Annotated in this window: 14 protein-coding genes and 1 tRNA gene; 2 read left to right on the forward strand and 13 right to left on the reverse strand. The window is 62.6% G+C overall.

The genetic code is table 11. The features are described 5' to 3' along the window. Window positions 1-4: 4 nt before the first annotated feature. The 8 genes from J5J83_RS08920 to phaC form a co-directional block, all read right to left on the reverse strand. Window positions 5-80 (reverse strand) — tRNA-Ala (locus J5J83_RS08920). A gap of 112 nt (window positions 81-192) precedes the next feature. Beyond that, entirely contained in the window at window positions 193-1,599 is a 1,407-nt protein-coding gene (locus tag J5J83_RS08925; RefSeq protein ID WP_212348085.1) for an FAD-binding oxidoreductase, read from the reverse strand. An 11-nt stretch (window positions 1,600-1,610) separates the two neighbouring features. Further along, complete coding sequence (gene rssA / locus J5J83_RS08930; RefSeq protein WP_212348088.1) at window positions 1,611-2,576, reverse strand: patatin-like phospholipase RssA; 966 nt, start codon at window positions 2,574-2,576, stop codon at window positions 1,611-1,613. Window positions 2,577-2,637: 61 nt separating this feature from the next. After that, window positions 2,638-3,972, reverse strand: coding sequence for a 30S ribosomal protein S12 methylthiotransferase RimO (gene rimO / locus J5J83_RS08935; RefSeq protein WP_212348091.1), 1,335 nt, complete (start codon window positions 3,970-3,972; stop codon window positions 2,638-2,640). A 50-nt stretch (window positions 3,973-4,022) separates the two neighbouring features. Next, window positions 4,023-4,622 carry a polyhydroxyalkanoate synthesis repressor PhaR gene (gene phaR, locus J5J83_RS08940; protein ID WP_212348095.1) on the reverse strand — a complete coding sequence of 200 codons (600 nt, stop codon included), beginning with the start codon at window positions 4,620-4,622 and terminating at the stop codon, window positions 4,023-4,025. A 126-nt stretch (window positions 4,623-4,748) separates the two neighbouring features. Further along, the gene (locus J5J83_RS08945; RefSeq protein WP_212352915.1) at window positions 4,749-5,489 is read right to left on the reverse strand and encodes a beta-ketoacyl-ACP reductase; all 741 of its coding nucleotides are present in this window, start codon (window positions 5,487-5,489) and stop codon (window positions 4,749-4,751) included. Window positions 5,490-5,696: 207 nt separating this feature from the next. Then, complete coding sequence (locus tag J5J83_RS08950) at window positions 5,697-6,437, reverse strand: beta-ketoacyl-ACP reductase (RefSeq protein WP_212348098.1); 741 nt, start codon at window positions 6,435-6,437, stop codon at window positions 5,697-5,699. 108 nt (window positions 6,438-6,545) lie between these two features. After that, window positions 6,546-8,288: a class I poly(R)-hydroxyalkanoic acid synthase gene (phaC, locus tag J5J83_RS08955; RefSeq protein WP_212348101.1), complete on the reverse strand. Its 1,743-nt coding sequence runs from the start codon at window positions 8,286-8,288 to the stop codon at window positions 6,546-6,548. 99 nt (window positions 8,289-8,387) lie between these two features. On the opposite strand from phaC, the gene J5J83_RS08960 reads away from it, so the two are divergent. Further along, on the forward strand, window positions 8,388-8,606 hold the full coding sequence (locus J5J83_RS08960) for a hypothetical protein (RefSeq protein WP_212348104.1): 219 nt from the start codon (window positions 8,388-8,390) through the stop codon (window positions 8,604-8,606). Window positions 8,607-8,650: 44 nt separating this feature from the next. Here the strand turns inward: J5J83_RS08960 and pgeF are convergent, their stop codons facing one another. Both pgeF and rluD read right to left on the reverse strand, forming a co-directional pair. After that, window positions 8,651-9,391, reverse strand: a complete 741-nt coding sequence (gene pgeF / locus J5J83_RS08965; RefSeq protein ID WP_212348107.1) for a peptidoglycan editing factor PgeF — start codon at window positions 9,389-9,391, stop codon at window positions 8,651-8,653. Beyond that, window positions 9,388-10,377 carry a 23S rRNA pseudouridine(1911/1915/1917) synthase RluD gene (gene rluD, locus J5J83_RS08970; protein ID WP_349251876.1) on the reverse strand — a complete coding sequence of 330 codons (990 nt, stop codon included), beginning with the start codon at window positions 10,375-10,377 and terminating at the stop codon, window positions 9,388-9,390. The genes pgeF and rluD overlap by 4 nt, the downstream gene beginning before the upstream one ends. On the opposite strand from rluD, the gene J5J83_RS08975 reads away from it, so the two are divergent. After that, window positions 10,364-11,173 (forward strand): outer membrane protein assembly factor BamD, encoded by an 810-nt coding sequence (locus J5J83_RS08975; RefSeq protein ID WP_212348113.1) that lies wholly within the window; start codon window positions 10,364-10,366, stop codon window positions 11,171-11,173. The two genes, rluD and J5J83_RS08975, sit on opposite strands and share 14 nt — an antisense overlap. An 87-nt stretch (window positions 11,174-11,260) precedes the next feature. Here J5J83_RS08975 and J5J83_RS08980 read toward each other — a convergent pair whose 3' ends face one another. The 3 genes from J5J83_RS08980 to J5J83_RS08990 all read right to left on the reverse strand — a co-directional run bounded on the left by J5J83_RS08980 (window position 11,261) and on the right by J5J83_RS08990 (window position 15,746). Further along, complete coding sequence (locus J5J83_RS08980) at window positions 11,261-12,418, reverse strand: alpha-hydroxy acid oxidase (protein WP_212348116.1); 1,158 nt, start codon at window positions 12,416-12,418, stop codon at window positions 11,261-11,263. Window positions 12,419-12,513: 95 nt separating this feature from the next. Beyond that, window positions 12,514-13,434 carry a LysR substrate-binding domain-containing protein gene (locus J5J83_RS08985; RefSeq protein WP_212348119.1) on the reverse strand — a complete coding sequence of 307 codons (921 nt, stop codon included), beginning with the start codon at window positions 13,432-13,434 and terminating at the stop codon, window positions 12,514-12,516. 134 nt (window positions 13,435-13,568) lie between these two features. Further along, window positions 13,569-15,746 carry a malate synthase G gene (locus J5J83_RS08990; RefSeq protein WP_212348138.1) on the reverse strand — a complete coding sequence of 726 codons (2,178 nt, stop codon included), beginning with the start codon at window positions 15,744-15,746 and terminating at the stop codon, window positions 13,569-13,571. Between the last annotated feature and the right edge of the window lie 123 nt (window positions 15,747-15,869).

Below are 15,869 nucleotides of genomic sequence, written 5' to 3' on the forward strand. Positions count from 1 at the left end.
TCGATGGTGGAGGTAAGCGGGATCGAACCGCTGACCTCTTGCATGCCATGCAAGCGCTCTCCCAGCTGAGCTATACCCCCTTCGAAAGAGCGCGCATTATAGGCAGAGGTTTTAACGTTGTAAAGCATCTTTTACGACTATTCAGCGACACCTGGCAAGAAAGCCGCCAGCCCGCGTCCCACCACAGCCCCATCAAAGGAGCTTTCCCGGATTCATCAGTCCGGCCGGATCGAGTGCGGCCTTGATCCGGCGCATGAGCTCGAGTTCGAGATCGCTCTTGTAGCGTCGGATCTCGTCGCGCTTGAGTTGACCAAGTCCATGCTCGGCCGAAATGGAACCGCCAAGCTCGGACACGAGATCATGCACCACACGGTTTGCTTCGTCTGTTCTGGCGATGAAGGCATCGTTGTCCTCTGCGTCGGCCTTTGACAGGTTGTAGTGCAGGTTACCGTCTCCAATGTGGCCAAACGCGACAACCCGGACATCGGGCCAGATTGCCCGCAGCCGCTCGCCCGCTGCGACCAGAAAATGCGGAATGCGGCTGACGGGCACGGAGATGTCGTGCTTGATGCTGACACCCTCGATGCGCTGGGCCTCGGAGATATTCTCTCGCAGCGCCCACAGCGTGGCGGACTGGGCAAGACTCCCCGCGACTGCTGCATCGATGACAAGCCCGCGCTCGCTGGCCGACGCCAGCTCGTGCATCAGCATCTCTTCGAGCGCAGCATCCGGCAAGGTATCCGACAGCTCCACCAGCACGGACCAGAGCGCCGGCGACGACAGGGGGTCACGGGCGCCATCGATGTGCTTGAGAACGATTTCAAGCGCCGCACGTGCGACAAGCTCGAATGCCGTGATGCGGTCGCCGCACGCGGCGCGCATGCTTGCCAGCAAGGCCACGGCTGCTGCCGGGTCGGGCACCGCGACCCACGCAGTCGCCCGCGCCTGAGGCGACGGAAACAGCTTCAGCGTCGCCGCCGTGATGACACCCAGCGTACCCTCGGCACCCACGAACAGATGCTTGAGATCGTAGCCGGTATTATCCTTGCGCAATTCGCGCAGACCGTCCCAAACCCGGCCGTCAGGCAGCACGACTTCCAGCCCCAGGACGAGATCACGCATATTGCCGTACCGCAGCACCTGGACGCCGCCCGCATTGGTCGACAGGTTGCCGCCTATTTCGCAGCTGCCTTCGGACGCGAGCGACAACGGAAAGAAACGCCCTGCTCCACGCGCTGCTTCTTGCACCGCAGCCAGCTTGCAGCCGGCCTCCACGCACAGGGTGTTGTTGTCGGCATCGAGCGCACGGACGCGATTGAGCCTCGACAGGCTCAATACCACGGACTGCCCGTCGGCAAGCGGTGTCGCCCCCCCACACAGGCCGGTATTGCCTCCTTGCGGCACCACGGCAACAGCGGCCGCATGACAGGCTGCCACAACCGCCGCCACTTGCGCCGTGCTGGTCGGTCGTACCACCGCGCGCGCCGCACCCTGATACCGGCCGCGCCAGTCGACGAGATAGGGAGCAGCATCGTCCGCATCGACAAGCACGTGATCGCGGCCGACGATGTCCGTCAGCGTACGCAGAAATTCATCCATCAGACGCTCCTTCAGGCACCCGCGTCGTCGGCCTGTCCCATGACATAGCGCAACAAAGGCCGTATGCGGGCAACCGCGGCCACCCCTTCGGCGATGGCCTCCTCCGCCCGATGATAGTCCATCAGCCCAAGCTGACCGACACGTGGTGAGATCAGCACGTCGGCCGGTTCGCCGGCGAGACGGCTGCGCGCAATGCGGACCTGCATGATGTTGATGCTGGCATTGAGGACGCTGACCAGAGACGGCAGATTCTCTTCCGGCGCCGGGTCGCCGTGACCGTTGCCCGCCGGGCCGGTCGCACCCAATCCGAGTCGCGACAGCAGGCGGTCGCTCCAACTCGCCTCGGTTTCGCCCTCGGGGGCAGGCTCCGCGGCGCTATGCCGCCATGCCCGCCCGACGATGTCCGAGCCCAGATCGACGGCGATGACGATATCCGCCCCCATCGCGCGGCACAGCGACACCGGCACCGGATTCACCAGACCGCCGTCGACCAGCAGGCGCCCGTCGCGCGCAACCGGCGTCATCAGGCCCGGCAGGGCGATCGAGGCGCGCACCGCTTCGGACACACTGCCGGTATGGAGCCACACTTCCCGCCCACTCGACAGCTCCGTTGCCACGCAAGCAAAGCGCGTCGGCAAATCGGTGAAGTCACGGTCGGTGAAATTGCGCTCGAAGTACTGAATCAGCTTTTCACCCTTGATCAATCCGCTGCGCAGACTGACGTCGAGCAAACCGATGACATCCTTCCATTTGAGCGCGTCCGCCCACTTCCGCAGCTTGCCCAACTCACCGGCGGCAGCTGCTGCGCCAACGAAAGCGCCAATCGAGCACCCGCAGATGACTTCCGGCACCACGCCCTCGTCGGCCAGCGCGTTCAATACGCCGAGGTGAGCCCAACCGCGCGCGGCGCCACTTCCCAGTGCCAACCCGATCGTCGGCCGCTTGCCGCCGCTGTGCATCATGGGAAGCGCCGTCATGCCCCACCTCGCAAGTCGCGAAAATACTCCAACCTGTGTCTGTTGCGCCGTGCCCGGCTAGTCAGCCGTCGATGCGTTCGGCGTACAGATCGTGAACATCGCAATCGGTAATCCGCACCCGGACGAAATCACCCGGCACAAGATCGTCCCCATCGGGAATGACGACCATGCCGTCTATTTCCGGTGCATCGCCTGGCGAACGCGCCAGCGCGCCCTCTTCATCCACATCGTCGACCAGGACCGTCATCTCACGGCCGATCTTCGCCTCGAGACGTTGAGTGGAAATATCTTCCTGGAAGTCCATCAGGCGCGCCCTGCGCTCCTCGCGCACCTCATCCGGCACCGGGTCGGCCAGCTCGTTGGCGGTTGCCCCCTCGACCGGCGAATAGGCAAATGCGCCAACCCGGTCGAGCTGCGCCTGCTCCAGAAACTGCAGCAGCTGCTCGAAATCCTCTTCGGTCTCGCCGGGGAAGCCGGTTATGAAGGTTGACCGGATCGTCAGATCCGGACAGATGCTGCGCCACTTGCGCACGCGCTCGAGCACATTCTCGGCGTTGGCCGGTCGCTTCATCGCCTTGAGAATGCGCGGACTGGCGTGCTGGAAGGGCACGTCGAGATAGGGCAGGATCTTGCCTTCCGCCATCAGCGGAACGATGTCGTCCACGCTCGGGTAAGGGTAGACATAGTGCATGCGGATCCAGATACCCAACTCACCCAGTGCATTGGCCAGATCGTACAGCCTGGTCTTGAGCGGCTTGCCGTTCCAGAAACCGGTGCGGTACTTCACATCCACACCATAGGCCGACGTGTCCTGCGAGATCACCAGGATCTCCTTGACGCCGGACTCGGCCAGCGCCTCGGCTTCGCGCATGACCTCGTGAATCGGCCTGCTGACCAGATCACCACGCATCGACGGAATGATGCAGAAGGTGCACCGGTGATTGCAGCCTTCGGAAATCTTGAGGTAGGCGTAGTGCTGAGGCGTCAGGCGAATGCCCTGGGGGGGCACGAGATCGACGAAGGGGTCATGGGGCTTGGGCAGATGCTTGTGCACGGCCTGCATCACCTCCTCCGTCGCATGCGGGCCAGTGACAGCCAGGACCTGCGGATGAGCGGACATCACCACCCCGTCCTTGGCACCGAGGCAACCAGTCACGATCACCTTGCCGTTTTCGGCCAGGGCCTCACCAATCGCATCAAGTGACTCTTCGACCGCAGCGTCGATAAAGCCGCAGGTATTCACCACCACGATGTCGGCATCTTCATAACTGCCCGAGATCTGATAGCCCTCGGCGCGCAGACGCGTGAGGATGTGTTCCGAATCGACCGTCGCTTTCGGGCAGCCGAGGCTGACGAAGCCGACACGCGGCACGTCAGGCGTTTTGAGGGTGGTCATACTGGATGCGGCCTGTGGGGAAATGCGCCCCTGCAAAGGGGCGCTGCACCTCATTTTTCGGTGCGGGTCTTTGTAACGGGCTCGGCGGTTTCCGCCTTGTCGCCCTTGTCCTGTTGCGTATACGCGGGGAACTGGAAGCCGGTGAACATGTTGCGCGTCTGGCTTTCAACCTGCTCCTGCATCTGCTGGAACATCTTCTTCGACTGCTCGACGTAAGTGCCCATCATGCTCTGCAGCGCCGGCCCCTGAAAATTCAGGAACTGCGCCCAGAGATCCTGGCTGATCGGGCTGTTCTCGCCATAGATGCCACGCGCCTGCTCCTGCAGCTTGCCCTGCATGTCGGTAAATGCCTTGATATTGTTTTCAAGGTACTTGCCCATCATCCCCTGCATCGCATTACCGTAGAAACGGATCATGTGCGACAGCAGGTCGCTGGTGAACATCGGTGCCCCACCCGCCTCTTCTTCGAGGATGATCTGCAGCAGGATGCTGCGGGTGAGATCGTCGCCGGTCTTGGCATCCACGACCTGAAAATCTTCGTTCCCAAGCACGAGCTCCTTCACGTCCGACAAAGTGATGTAGGAACTGGTGCGGGTGTCGTACAAACGACGGTTCGGGTATTTCTTGATCAGTCGCGATTGATCAGCCATGGTGAAGTCCTCCTCGGCGGCGGTGGATCCGCGCTCACTTGTGTTGAAAATTATACCGCGCTGCGAAAAGAAAAACCCCGCCACAGGACGGGGTTACGCAAATCCGCGTTGTGCACGGTTGCGGCATCAGCACATATGCAGGCCGCCATTGATGTTGATCGTCGCGCCGGTGATGTAACCAGCCAGCTCGGACGACAGGTAGGCACACAGCCCGCCGATCTCTTCGGGCTTGCCCAGGCGCTTCATCGGTACCGTGTCGATAATGCCCTGACGGATGTCGTCACGGATCGCCATCACCATGTCGGTGCCGATGTAGCCCGGTGCAATGGCGTTAACGGTCACGCCCTTGGTGGCCAGTTCGGCCGCCAGCGCCTTGGTGAAGCCCAGCACACCAGCCTTGGCCGTCGAGTAGTTGGCCTGGCCAGCCTGACCCTTGACACCGTTGACCGACGAAATATTGATGATGCGACCCCATCCGCGCTCGGCCATCTTGGGCGAGACATGGTGCGTCACGTTGAACAGGCTGTTGAGATTGGTGTTGATCACCGCATCCCATTGACCCTTCTCCATCTTGGGGAAGAACTTGTCGCGGGTGATACCGGCGTTATTCACGAGGATGTCGATGGGGCCGACATCGGCTTCGATCTTGGCCACCATGGCTTTGCACGACTCATAGTCGGACACGTCCCCTTCTGCGGCGACGAAGTCGAAGCCCAGCGCCTTCTGCTGCGTCAGCCACTCGTCCATTTGCGGGAAAGCGGGCAGACAGTTGGCGACAACCTTGAAACCGTCCTTGGCGAGGGACTGGCAGATTGCGGTGCCGAGGCCACCCATGGCGCCCGTAACGAGTGCAATTTTCTGAGACATCATCAAATCCTTTTGCAGCGAGTTATCTTTTCCGGACAGCGCAGCCTGACGCCGCATTTGTCCGCACCAGTCCTGCGGCAACGCATCAGCCACATAACGGCTACAGTATAAACGCACTCGTGCAGGTGTGCTGCATCGCAATAACCCGAACAAAAAAAGGCCTGCCACATTCGTGGCAGGCCTCAGGCAAAAAAACGTTCAGTGGAATCAGAACATGTGCTGGCCACCGTTGATCGAAATGTTGGCCCCGGTTACGAAAGCCGCCTCCTCGGAAGACAGATAGGCAACCAGACCAGCGATCTCTTCCGGCTTGCCAAGGCGTGCCACCGGAATCTGCGGCAGGATCTTGGAGTCGAGGATTTCCTGCGGAATGGCCATCACCATCTTGGTGCCAATGTAGCCCGGCGAGATCGTGTTGACGGTCACACCACTGCGGGCAACCTCGAGCGCCAGCGCCTTGGTGAAGCCGTGCATGCCGGCCTTGGCTGCCGAATAATTGGTCTGGCCAAACGCGCCCTTCTGCCCGTTGACCGACGACACGTTGATCACGCGCCCCCACTTGCGCTCGAGCATGCCGTCCATCACCTGCTTGGTCATATTGAAGACGGAATCGAGGTTGGTGCTGATCACCGCATCCCAGTCCGCCTTGTTCATTTTCTTGAACGTCATGTCGCGCGTGATGCCGGCGTTATTGACCAGCACATCCACCGGCCCGACTTCCTTGGTAACCTGCTCGACACACGCCTTGCACGAATCGAAATCGGCTACATCGCAAGGAAAGGCCTTGAAGCCGTAGCCCATGTTGTTCATCGACTGCAACCACTCCGCGGCTTTCGCATTGCCGGGAGAGTGGGTCGTTACAACCTTGTAGCCCAGCGCCGCAAGCTTGATGCAGATTGCTTCGCCGAGACCACCCATCCCGCCGGTAACCAGTGCAACTCTAGACATATCGTATCTCCTCCCAATCGGGTGTTTCCGGGGGGGCTTTGAACCCTGCTGCAAGCGGCCCCACCCGATCCGCCGACAGCCTTTGACTCAAACCGAACGCGGTCTGGATCAGGATTTTTCTTTTACGTAACGCCCCGGAGCGGGTTCGATCGGCCCGAACTTGGCATTGCCGAGGCGGCCGCGCGCCGCGACCTGCTTGCCGCCGTAGGCCTTGAGCCATTGCGCCCAATGCACCCACCAGCTCCCTTTCTGCTCCTCGGCCTGGCTCAGCCATTCGTCCGGATCCGCTGCAGTAGACGCCCCTACCCAATAACTGCGCCGATTCTTCGATGCGGGGTTGATTGCGCCCGCGATGTGGCCGCTTGCGCCGAGCACGAAGGTCGTCTCGCCCCCAAGCAGGTTGCGTCCCAGGTAAGCACTGGCCCATGGCACGATGTGGTCCTCGCGTGCGGCCATCAGGTAGGCAGGGACATCCACCTTGCGCAGGTCGACCTTCTGGCCGAGCATCTTGAGTTTCCCCGGCACACGCAGGTTGTTCTCGAGATACATGTTGCGCAGATACCAGGTCAGGAACGGCCCCGGCAGGTTGGTCGAATCCGAATTCCAGTAGAGCAGGTCAAACGCCTTGGGCTTGTTGCCCTTAAGGTAATTGCCCACCACGTATTGCCACACCAGGTCGTTGGCGCGCAGAAACGAGAACACATTGGCAAGCTCCTGACCCTTGAGCAGCCCGCCCTTTCCTATGGCGGCTTCACGTGCCGTCACACTGGCCTCGTCGACCAGACACCCCAGCTCGCCGGCATCGGCAAAATCGAGCAGCGTAGTCATCAGGGTCAGGCTTGAAACAGGGTCTTCACCTCTCGCCTTGAGCACTGCCAGTGCGGAAGTCAGGATCGTGCCGCCAACACAGAAACCCAGCACGTTCGGCTTCTTCACCCGGGTGATGGCCCGCACCACCTCGAGCGCGGCAATCGGCCCTTCCTGCAGGTAGTCGTCCCAACCCTTGCGTGCTTCGTTTGCGCCCGCATTCTTCCACGACACGAGGAATACCGTATTGCCCTGCTCGACGGTGAAACGCACCAGCGAATTTTCGGGCTGGAGGTCCATGATGTAGAACTTGTTGATGCAGGGCGGCACGATCAGCAGTGGAACCTGCGCAACCTTTTCGGTCAGCGGCGAATACTGGATGAGCTGCATCAGCTCATTCTCGAACACGACAGCACCGGGCGAAACAGCGAGGTTGAGACCGACCTCGAAAGCACCGTCGTCGGTCATCGAGATACGGCCTTTCTCGAGATCCGAGATCAGGTTCTGGATGCCCTGGGTGATGCTCTCACCCTTGCTCTCGACCGCGGTCTTAATGAACTCCGGGTTGGTCGCGGCAAAGTTGGTTGGCGCCAGGGCATCGATGTATTGCCGTGTCAGGAACTGGATCCTGGACTTGGCACGACCATCCGAAATCGGCATCTCGTCGGCCACCTGTTTCAGGAAGTCCGCATTGACCAGATAGGCCTGGCGCACATAGTCGAACAGAGGACTCTCGGACCATTCGGGCGCGCTGAAGCGGCGATCACCCGGGTCGGGCTGGGCAATCTGCTGGCCGGGCTCACCGGGTTTGCGCCCGAGCATGGCCGACCACAGAGCCACATGTCTGGCGGCGAACGCCTGTTGCATCTTGTTCAGGGCGTCGGCTTCGGGCAAGGGCAACTGCGACGCGGCCACGCCGGAAGAGTCCTGCATCGCTGCGTGCTGCTTGGCGACCGCCGAGAAAAACGTCTGTGCCATCGCCTGGCCAGCCATCAGCATGGCCTGCATGGCCCCGGGCGCCTGCTTGTCATTCGAGTCGGACATCAGCCCCTCCTAAGGCTTGGTCGGCACAGTCACCGCTGCGCCCACCGGAATGGTGTTGCCCCAGCTACAATCGCCTTCAGCCACATCGGTCGAATCCACATGTACCTTATCGCGATTGCCTGGTTCTATGTCGCCCTGTTCGCCGCTATTTCCGATGACACCGTACTCGGCGGCGTGCTTACGTTCTTGTTCTATGGACTCGGCCCCATCGCCCTGTTCCTGTGGCTGTTCGGCTCGCCCTCCCGGCGGCGGCGCCAGAAGGCACTGGAGGCAGCCGAGGCCCTCAACGATAGAGGTGATTCAGGCGCCGGGCAATAGCGAATATGCGTGAAACGCCCCTAAATTGACGTTGCAGTGCGTCATCATGGCTCCGGCTCACGCCAGATCAGGGAAGCAAAGCGTCCGGTCACACCGTCCCGCCGATAGGAAAAGAAGCGCGCTTGCTCATGCCAGGTGCACAGGCCTCCGCCATAGACACGTACCACCCCGGCATGCACCAGTCTTCGCCTTGCCAGCATGTAGATGTCCGCCAGCCACTTGCCGGGCTGCCGTTGGGTCACGAAGGCGTCGGCGGCCCCAGGGTCTTTCGACAGGAATGCATCCCTGACATCGCTGCCCACTTCGAAGGCATCGGGGCCGATGGCGGGGCCCAACCAGGCCAGAATGCGCTCGGGGCGGACGCCCATTGCGCCGACAGCCGCCTCGAGCACACCCGCCGCCAGGCCGCGCCAGCCCGCATGGGCAGCCGCCACGACGGCGCCCGTGTCATCGCAGAACAGCACCGGAAGGCAGTCGGCCGTCATCATTGCGCACACGGTCTGCGCCTGCCGGGTCATCGAAGCATCCCCGCGAGCGAGCACAGGCACAAGGTCGAGATCGACCACCTGATTGCCATGAACCTGCTGCAGCCATACGGGATCGGCCGGCAGAAACCTGCGCAGACGCGCCCGGTTCTCCACAACCGCCCGCGGCATATCGCCCACATGGTCGCCCAGATTGAGACTGTCGAACGGCGCCACGCTGACGCCCCCCGCACGGGTCGTCACCAGCGCACGGATATTGGACGGTGCCGGCCAGTCGGGCACGATGAATGAACGGTTCACGGTAAGTGGTGCCCCCCCAACTGTTCCACCAATGACAGGATGTCTTCCGCGATGGGTGCAAACCACTCCAGTTCGAGCCCGGAGGACGGATGCACCAGACCAAGACGAAAAGCGTGCAGCGCCTGGCGCGAAAATGCATCCACAATCGGGTCGCCGGCACGCTTGAGCCCGTACACCGGGTCACCGACGAGCGGATGGCCAATATGAGCCATATGCACGCGGATCTGGTGCGTGCGCCCGGTCTCGAGCCGGCACTCGAGCAGACTCGTTTTCGCCAGCCGCTCGCGCACGACATAGCGCGTCAAGGCCGGACGCCCGTTGCCGACAACCGCCATTTTCGTGCGCTGGCTCGGATGCCTGCCAATCGGTGCATCGACTTCGCCCGCTGCGGCAACCACGCCGTGCACCAGCGCGAGATAGTGGCGCTTCACCGTCCGCGCCTGCAACTGGCGGATCAGGTCGGTCTGTGCCGCCAGCGTCTTGGCCACCACCAGCAGACCACTGGTATCCTTGTCCAGCCGATGCACGATGCCCGCGCGCGGCACACCCTCCAGCGCGGGCGCATGATGCAACAGGGCGTTGAGCAAGGTGCCGCTCCAGTTTCCACTCCCCGGGTGCACCACCAGCCCCGCGGGCTTGTTGACGACGAGCACATCCGCGTCCTCGAACACGATGTTCAGCGGAATGTCCTCGGCCTGCTCCGCGTGTGTCTGCGGCTCGGGCGCCGCGCTGACCAACAGCCGCTCTCCGCCCCAGATCCTGTGCTTTGCATCCGGTGTTCCGCCATCCACCAGGATGCGCCCCTCGCGCAACCATGCCTGCAGGCGACTGCGCGAGTGTTCGGGAAACAGCCGCGCCAGCGCCTGGTCTATTCTCAATCCGGCGAAATCGCGCGGAATCATCAATTCGGCGGGCGAGTCATCCGCGTCCGCTGGGCTATAATCGGTCAGTTCATTCACGCGAGTGTTATCGATGTCCAGGTTCACCTTCGGAAGTTTAGCGGGAAATGTTGCCCTGATTGGCGCCTTGCTGCTCGGCGGTTGCGGCATGCTGCCGGAACAGATCGACGAGACGGCGGGCTGGAGCGCGCAAAAGCTCTACTCGGAGGCGAAGTCCTCGATGACCGAGGGCGGCTACGACCAGGCCATCAAGTATTTCGAGAAGCTCGAGGCGCGCTATCCCTATGGTCGCTTCGCGCAGCAGGCGCAGATCGAGTCGGCCTATGCGTATTACAAGTCCAACGAACCCGCGCTTGCGCTGGCTGCAGCCGATCGCTTCATCAAGCTGCACCCGAACCACCCCAACGTGGATTACGTGTATTACCTGAAAGGCCTGGTGAATTTCAACGAGGATCTCGGCCTTCTCGCCAGCCTGTCGAACCAGGACTTGTCCGAACGCGATCCGCGCGGCGCAAGAGAGGCTTTCGACACCTTCAATGAGCTCGTCACCCGCTTCCCGGAAAGCCGTTACGCGGAAGACGCCACCCAGCGCATGCAATACCTGGTGAACTCGCTCGCCTCCCATGAAGTCCACGTCGCGCGCTATTACTACCGCCGCGGCGCCTACGTGGCCGCGGCCAACCGGGCACAGGCAGCGATCACGACCTACCCGCGGGCACCGGCCATCGAAGAGGCCCTGTTCCTGCTGGTCAAGAGCTACGACGCAATGGGCATGAACGACCTGCGCGACGACGCAGACCGCGTCATGCGCAAGAACTTTCCCAACAGTGTCTATTACTCCGGCGGCCCGGCGGATAACAGGCCCTGGTGGCAACTCTGGTAATAGCCTGGCCTGCATGCAAGAAGGGCGTTCCGGTGGAACGCCCTTTTTTGTTCTGGCCGCATTCAAAGACGAAGCGGACCCGCCACATCAGGTCGACGCGGGATACGTCCCCGGAATCAGCACCTCGCGCCCGACCCGGCGGATATCCGTGTGGCCGCAAAACGCCATGGTGATATCCATCTCGTTGGCGATGAGCTGCAGGCACTTGCTCACGCCGGCCTCGCCCATTGCGCCAAGACCGTACAGGAACGGGCGGCCGATCAGGGTTCCCTTCGCCCCCAGCGCGACCGCCTTGAACACGTCCTGGCCACTGCGAATGCCGCCGTCCATCCACACCTCGATCCGGTCGCCCACCGCGCCGACGATGCCCGGCAGGGCGTGAATCGACGATGGCGCACCATCGAGCTGACGGCCGCCGTGATTGGACACGATCAGTGCATCGGCGCCGCTGTCGGCTGCCAGACGGGCGTCTTCCTCATCCATGATGCCCTTCAGGATCAGCTTGCCGCCCCATTGCTTCTTGACCCACTCGACGTCAGCCCAGCTCAGCGCCGGATCGAACTGTTCTGCGGTCCAGCTCGACAACGAGGACATGTCGCCCACGCCCTTGGCGTGACCGACGATGTTGCCGAAACTGCGACGGCTGGTTCCCAGCATGCCAAGGCACCAGCGTGGCTTGGTGGCCAGGTTGATCATGTTGGCAAGCGTCGGCCGCGGCGGAGCCGACAGACCGTTCTTGATGTCCTTGTGACGCTGGCCGAGGATCTGCAGGTCCAGCGTCAGCATCAGGGCAGAACACCGGGCTGCGCGCGCACGCTCGATGAGGCGGACGATGAAGTCGCGGTCGCGCATCATGTATACCTGAAACCAGAAGGGTGCGGTCGTGTGCGCGGCGACATCCTCGATCGAACAAATGCTCATTGTAGACAGCGTAAAGGGCACGCCGAATTTCTCTGCCGCGCGCGCGGCCAGAATCTCACCGTCGGCATGCTGCATGCCGGCCAGCCCGGTCGGCGCAATGGCCACCGGCATGGCGACTTCCTGCCCCACCATCGTGGTGCGCAGATTGCGGCCTTCCATATTGACCGCCACACGCTGGCGCAACTTGATCGGCAGAAAGTCGGATGCATTGGCGCGATAGGTGCTCTCGGTCCACGAACCGGAGTCGGCGTAATCGTAGAACATGCGCGGCACGCGCTTTTCGGCAAGGCGCCGCAGGTCTTCGATGCAGGTAATGACGGGCATGCGGGGTCTCCAGCGATTCTTTTCGGGGTGATCCGGACTGATCTGCTCAAGGCATCATCGTCGCGCAGAATCGCCCTCCCCGGCCGGAAGGATTTTCAGCTGCGACGGGAAATAAGTTCCGCCCCTTCGTCTGCAGCTGCCGCGCACACGCCCCGCAACCAGTCAGCGAAGACCGCTGCCGGCCCCTGCGGCGAGGCCGTCGCGATGTAATACTGCGAGCGCGCCTCGACCGCAATACCGAACAGTGGCACCAAGGCGCCCGCGCGCAGCCATTGGCGCGCCAGCGACGGCCGTCCCGGCACCACGCCCTGCCCGCTCGCCGCCGCCTCGAGCAGCAGCCCGAGATCGATCAGACGAGGACCACTCGCCGGCTCTTCACGACAGCCCAGTCCGGCCGCCTCGAACAATGGCGCCCAAGGCTCGAGCGGACTGCGCAACAGGGGCATGCGGCCGAGATCGGTCGCACTGCGCAATGTGCCGATTGAGCCGAGCAAGCCGGGTGACGCCATTGGCACGACCCTGTCCTGCATCAGCACGTCGCCACCATGTGCCGCGAAGTCGCCATGGCGTACCTCGATCTGCGCATCTTCTGCCCCTTGGTCCAGATAGGGCACGCTGAGCACGATCTCGAGTTCGACCTGCGGCTGCGCACGGGTAAAGGATTCGAGCGCAGGCACGAGAATCTGACGCGCGAACGTGGGCGGAGCACACACCCGCAAGCGTTCGATGCGTTGCGAGGCGCGCCGATGCAGCGGTACGGCGGCCAGCAGACCCAATGCCACACGCACCTGCTCCAGGTATTCCTTGCCGAGCACGCTCAACCCCAAGGCCTTTCCACCGCGCACCAGCAGGTTCGCGCCCAGCAGCTCCTCTACGGTGGACACCCGCTTGCTGACCGCGCTCGCGGTCACGTTGAGTTCATCGGCCGCACGTTCAAAGCTGCCCAGACGCGCCGCTGCCTCGAAGGCACGCAGTCCGTCGATGGAAGGGAAGCGGACGTCGGCAATCGGAGACATGTTCTGGCAAATCCGGCTTTCTGGCGTGACCTCAAGGCTATCACGCCCGGCGCGCATACCGCACGGAGCCGGCCTTGGGCACAAAAAAGCCGGCCACGGGGGGCCGGCTCGGTGCGAACCAATGACAATGCCGCTTACTGTTTGGCCTTGAACACCTGACGATAGTGGTGCAGCAGCGGCTCAGTGTAACCGCTGGGCTGCACACAGCCTTCGAAAATCAAGTCACGGGCAGCGCGGAACGCCGTCGACGAAGCAAAATCGGGCGCCATCGGGCGATAGGCCGGATCACCCGTGTTCTGACCATCCACCACCGCAGCCATGCGGCGCAGCGTTTCCTCGACTTCGGCCGGCTGAACCACGCCGTGGCGCAGCCAGTTGGCGATGTGCTGGCTGGAAATGCGCAGCGTTGCGCGGTCTTCCATCAGGCCGACGTTGTTGATGTCGGGCACCTTGGAGCACCCCACGCCCTGTTCGACCCAGCGCACGACATAACCGAGGATGCCCTGGCAGTTGTTGTCGAGTTCCTGCTGGCGCTCCTCGGCGCTCCACTTGGCCTCGGCCACGACCGGTACCGTCAGCAGGCCATTGAGCAGGTCGTCGTACTCGGCATTGAGGTCGATCCTTTCGAGTTCCTGCTGCACCGACTGAACGTTGACCTGATGGTAGTGCAGCGCATGCAGCACCGCGGCCGTCGGCGACGGCACCCAGGCGGTGTTGGCACCGGCCTTCGGATGCCCGATCTTCTGTTCCAGCATCGCCGCCATCAGGTCGGGCATGGCCCACATGCCCTTGCCGATCTGCGCCTTGCCGCGCAGGCCGCACGCCAGACCGACCAGCACGTTGCTGCGCTCGTAAGCCTGGATCCAGGCCGAGGACTTCATGTCGCCCTTACGCATCATCGGGCCCGCTTCCATTGCGGTGTGCATCTCGTCACCGGTACGGTCGAGAAAGCCGGTATTGATGAAGGCGACGCGGTGGCTGGCGGCCGCAATGCAGGCCTTGAGGTTGATACTGGTGCGGCGCTCCTCGTCCATAATGCCCATTTTCATGGTGTATCGTGGCAGGCCAAGCAGGTCCTCGACGCGACCGAACAGCTCGTCGGCGAAAGCGACTTCGGCGGGCCCGTGCATCTTGGGTTTGACGATGTACATGCTACCGGCGCGCGAGTTGCCCTTGCGCTGGCGGTCATGCAGCGAGATCAGGGTCGTGACGACGCCATCGAGAATGCCTTCCGGAATCTCGTTGCCATCGCCGTCGAGGATGGCCGGATTGGTCATCAGGTGACCGACATTGCGGATGAAGAGCAGCGCACGACCATGCAGACGCAGCGCGCCGCCATCGGCCGCGGTGTATTCACGGTCGGCATTGAGGCGGCGAACGATGGTCTTGTCGCCCTTGGGCACTTCTTCGGTCAGCGTGCCCTGCATCAGGCCCAGCCAGTTGCGGTACACCACGACCTTGTCTTCGGCATCGACGGCAGCGATCGAGTCTTCGCAGTCCATGATCGTCGACAGCGCGGCTTCCATCAGCAGGTCGTTGATGCCCGCAGCGTCGGTCTTGCCGATCATGCCGCTGCGATCGATCTGGACTTCGATATGCAGTCCGTTGTTCTTGAGCAGAACCGCCTTGGGCGCAGCCGCGTCGCCCTGGAAACCGGCGAACTTTTCCGGCTGCTGCAGGCCGACCGTGCTGCCATTGGCGAGCTTGACGGCCAGCTTGCCATCGACCACCGCATAGCCTGCCGCGTCGGCATGCGAAGCACCTGCCAGCGCAGCCGCCTGATCGAGCACCTGACGGGCAAAGGCGATGACTTTCGCACCACGCACCGGGTTGTAGGCCTTGGTGATTTCCGCGCCGCCGGTCTGCGCAATGGCGTCGGTGCCATACAGCGCATCATAAAGCGATCCCCAGCGCGCATTGGCCGCGTTGAGGGCGTAACGCGCATTCATCACCGGCACCACGAGTTGCGGGCCGGCCTGGGAGGTGATTTCGCTGTCGACGTTCGTCGTGTCGACGTTCACCGCACCCGGCGGCGGCAGCAGATAGCCGATGGAGGCCAGGAAAGCACGATAGCCGCCCATGTCTGTAATCGGGCCCGGATGGTCGCGATGCCAGTTGTCCAGTTCGGTCTGAAGACGGTCGCGTTCGGCAAGCAGCGCGCGATTCTTGGGCGCAAGATCATGCACCAGCGCCTCGAAGCCGGCCCAGAATGCGCCGACATCGACACCTGTGCCAGGAAGTGCTTCGGTTTCGATGAATGTCTTGAGGTTGGATGCCACCTGCAGGCGCCCGCAGTTCACGCGTTCGGTCATGTCACTCGGTCTCTCGTTGTCGTTGATCAACAGGCTTGCTGCAGCGCATAGGCACCGGCTCACCCGCGGCACACGGAGCGGTGATCCCGATTCCGTTGCCACGCCAACCCGGAAGGATAAACG

Source organism: Azoarcus sp. L1K30, from assembly GCF_018122735.1.
Classification (GTDB): Bacteria; Pseudomonadota; Gammaproteobacteria; order Burkholderiales; family Rhodocyclaceae; genus Parazoarcus.

Coding starts and splice junctions, on each gene's coding strand:
- phaR (WP_212348095.1), bottom strand. CDS start 4,622: ATGGCTGATCAATCGCGACTGATCAAGAAATACCCGAACCGTCGTTTG.
- J5J83_RS08945 (WP_212352915.1), bottom strand. CDS start 5,489: ATGTCTCAGAAAATTGCACTCGTTACGGGCGCCATGGGTGGCCTCGGC.
- J5J83_RS08950 (WP_212348098.1), bottom strand. CDS start 6,437: ATGTCTAGAGTTGCACTGGTTACCGGCGGGATGGGTGGTCTCGGCGAA.
- J5J83_RS08960 (WP_212348104.1), top strand. CDS start 8,388: ATGTACCTTATCGCGATTGCCTGGTTCTATGTCGCCCTGTTCGCCGCT.
- rimO (WP_212348091.1), bottom strand. CDS start 3,972: ATGACCACCCTCAAAACGCCTGACGTGCCGCGTGTCGGCTTCGTCAGC.
- J5J83_RS08925 (WP_212348085.1), bottom strand. CDS start 1,599: ATGGATGAATTTCTGCGTACGCTGACGGACATCGTCGGCCGCGATCAC.
- J5J83_RS08985 (WP_212348119.1), bottom strand. CDS start 13,434: ATGTCTCCGATTGCCGACGTCCGCTTCCCTTCCATCGACGGACTGCGT.
- J5J83_RS08980 (WP_212348116.1), bottom strand. CDS start 12,418: ATGCCCGTCATTACCTGCATCGAAGACCTGCGGCGCCTTGCCGAAAAG.
- rssA (WP_212348088.1), bottom strand. CDS start 2,576: ATGACGGCGCTTCCCATGATGCACAGCGGCGGCAAGCGGCCGACGATC.
- J5J83_RS08990 (WP_212348138.1), bottom strand. CDS start 15,746: ATGACCGAACGCGTGAACTGCGGGCGCCTGCAGGTGGCATCCAACCTC.
- phaC (WP_212348101.1), bottom strand. CDS start 8,288: ATGTCCGACTCGAATGACAAGCAGGCGCCCGGGGCCATGCAGGCCATG.
- J5J83_RS08975 (WP_212348113.1), top strand. CDS start 10,364: ATGTCCAGGTTCACCTTCGGAAGTTTAGCGGGAAATGTTGCCCTGATT.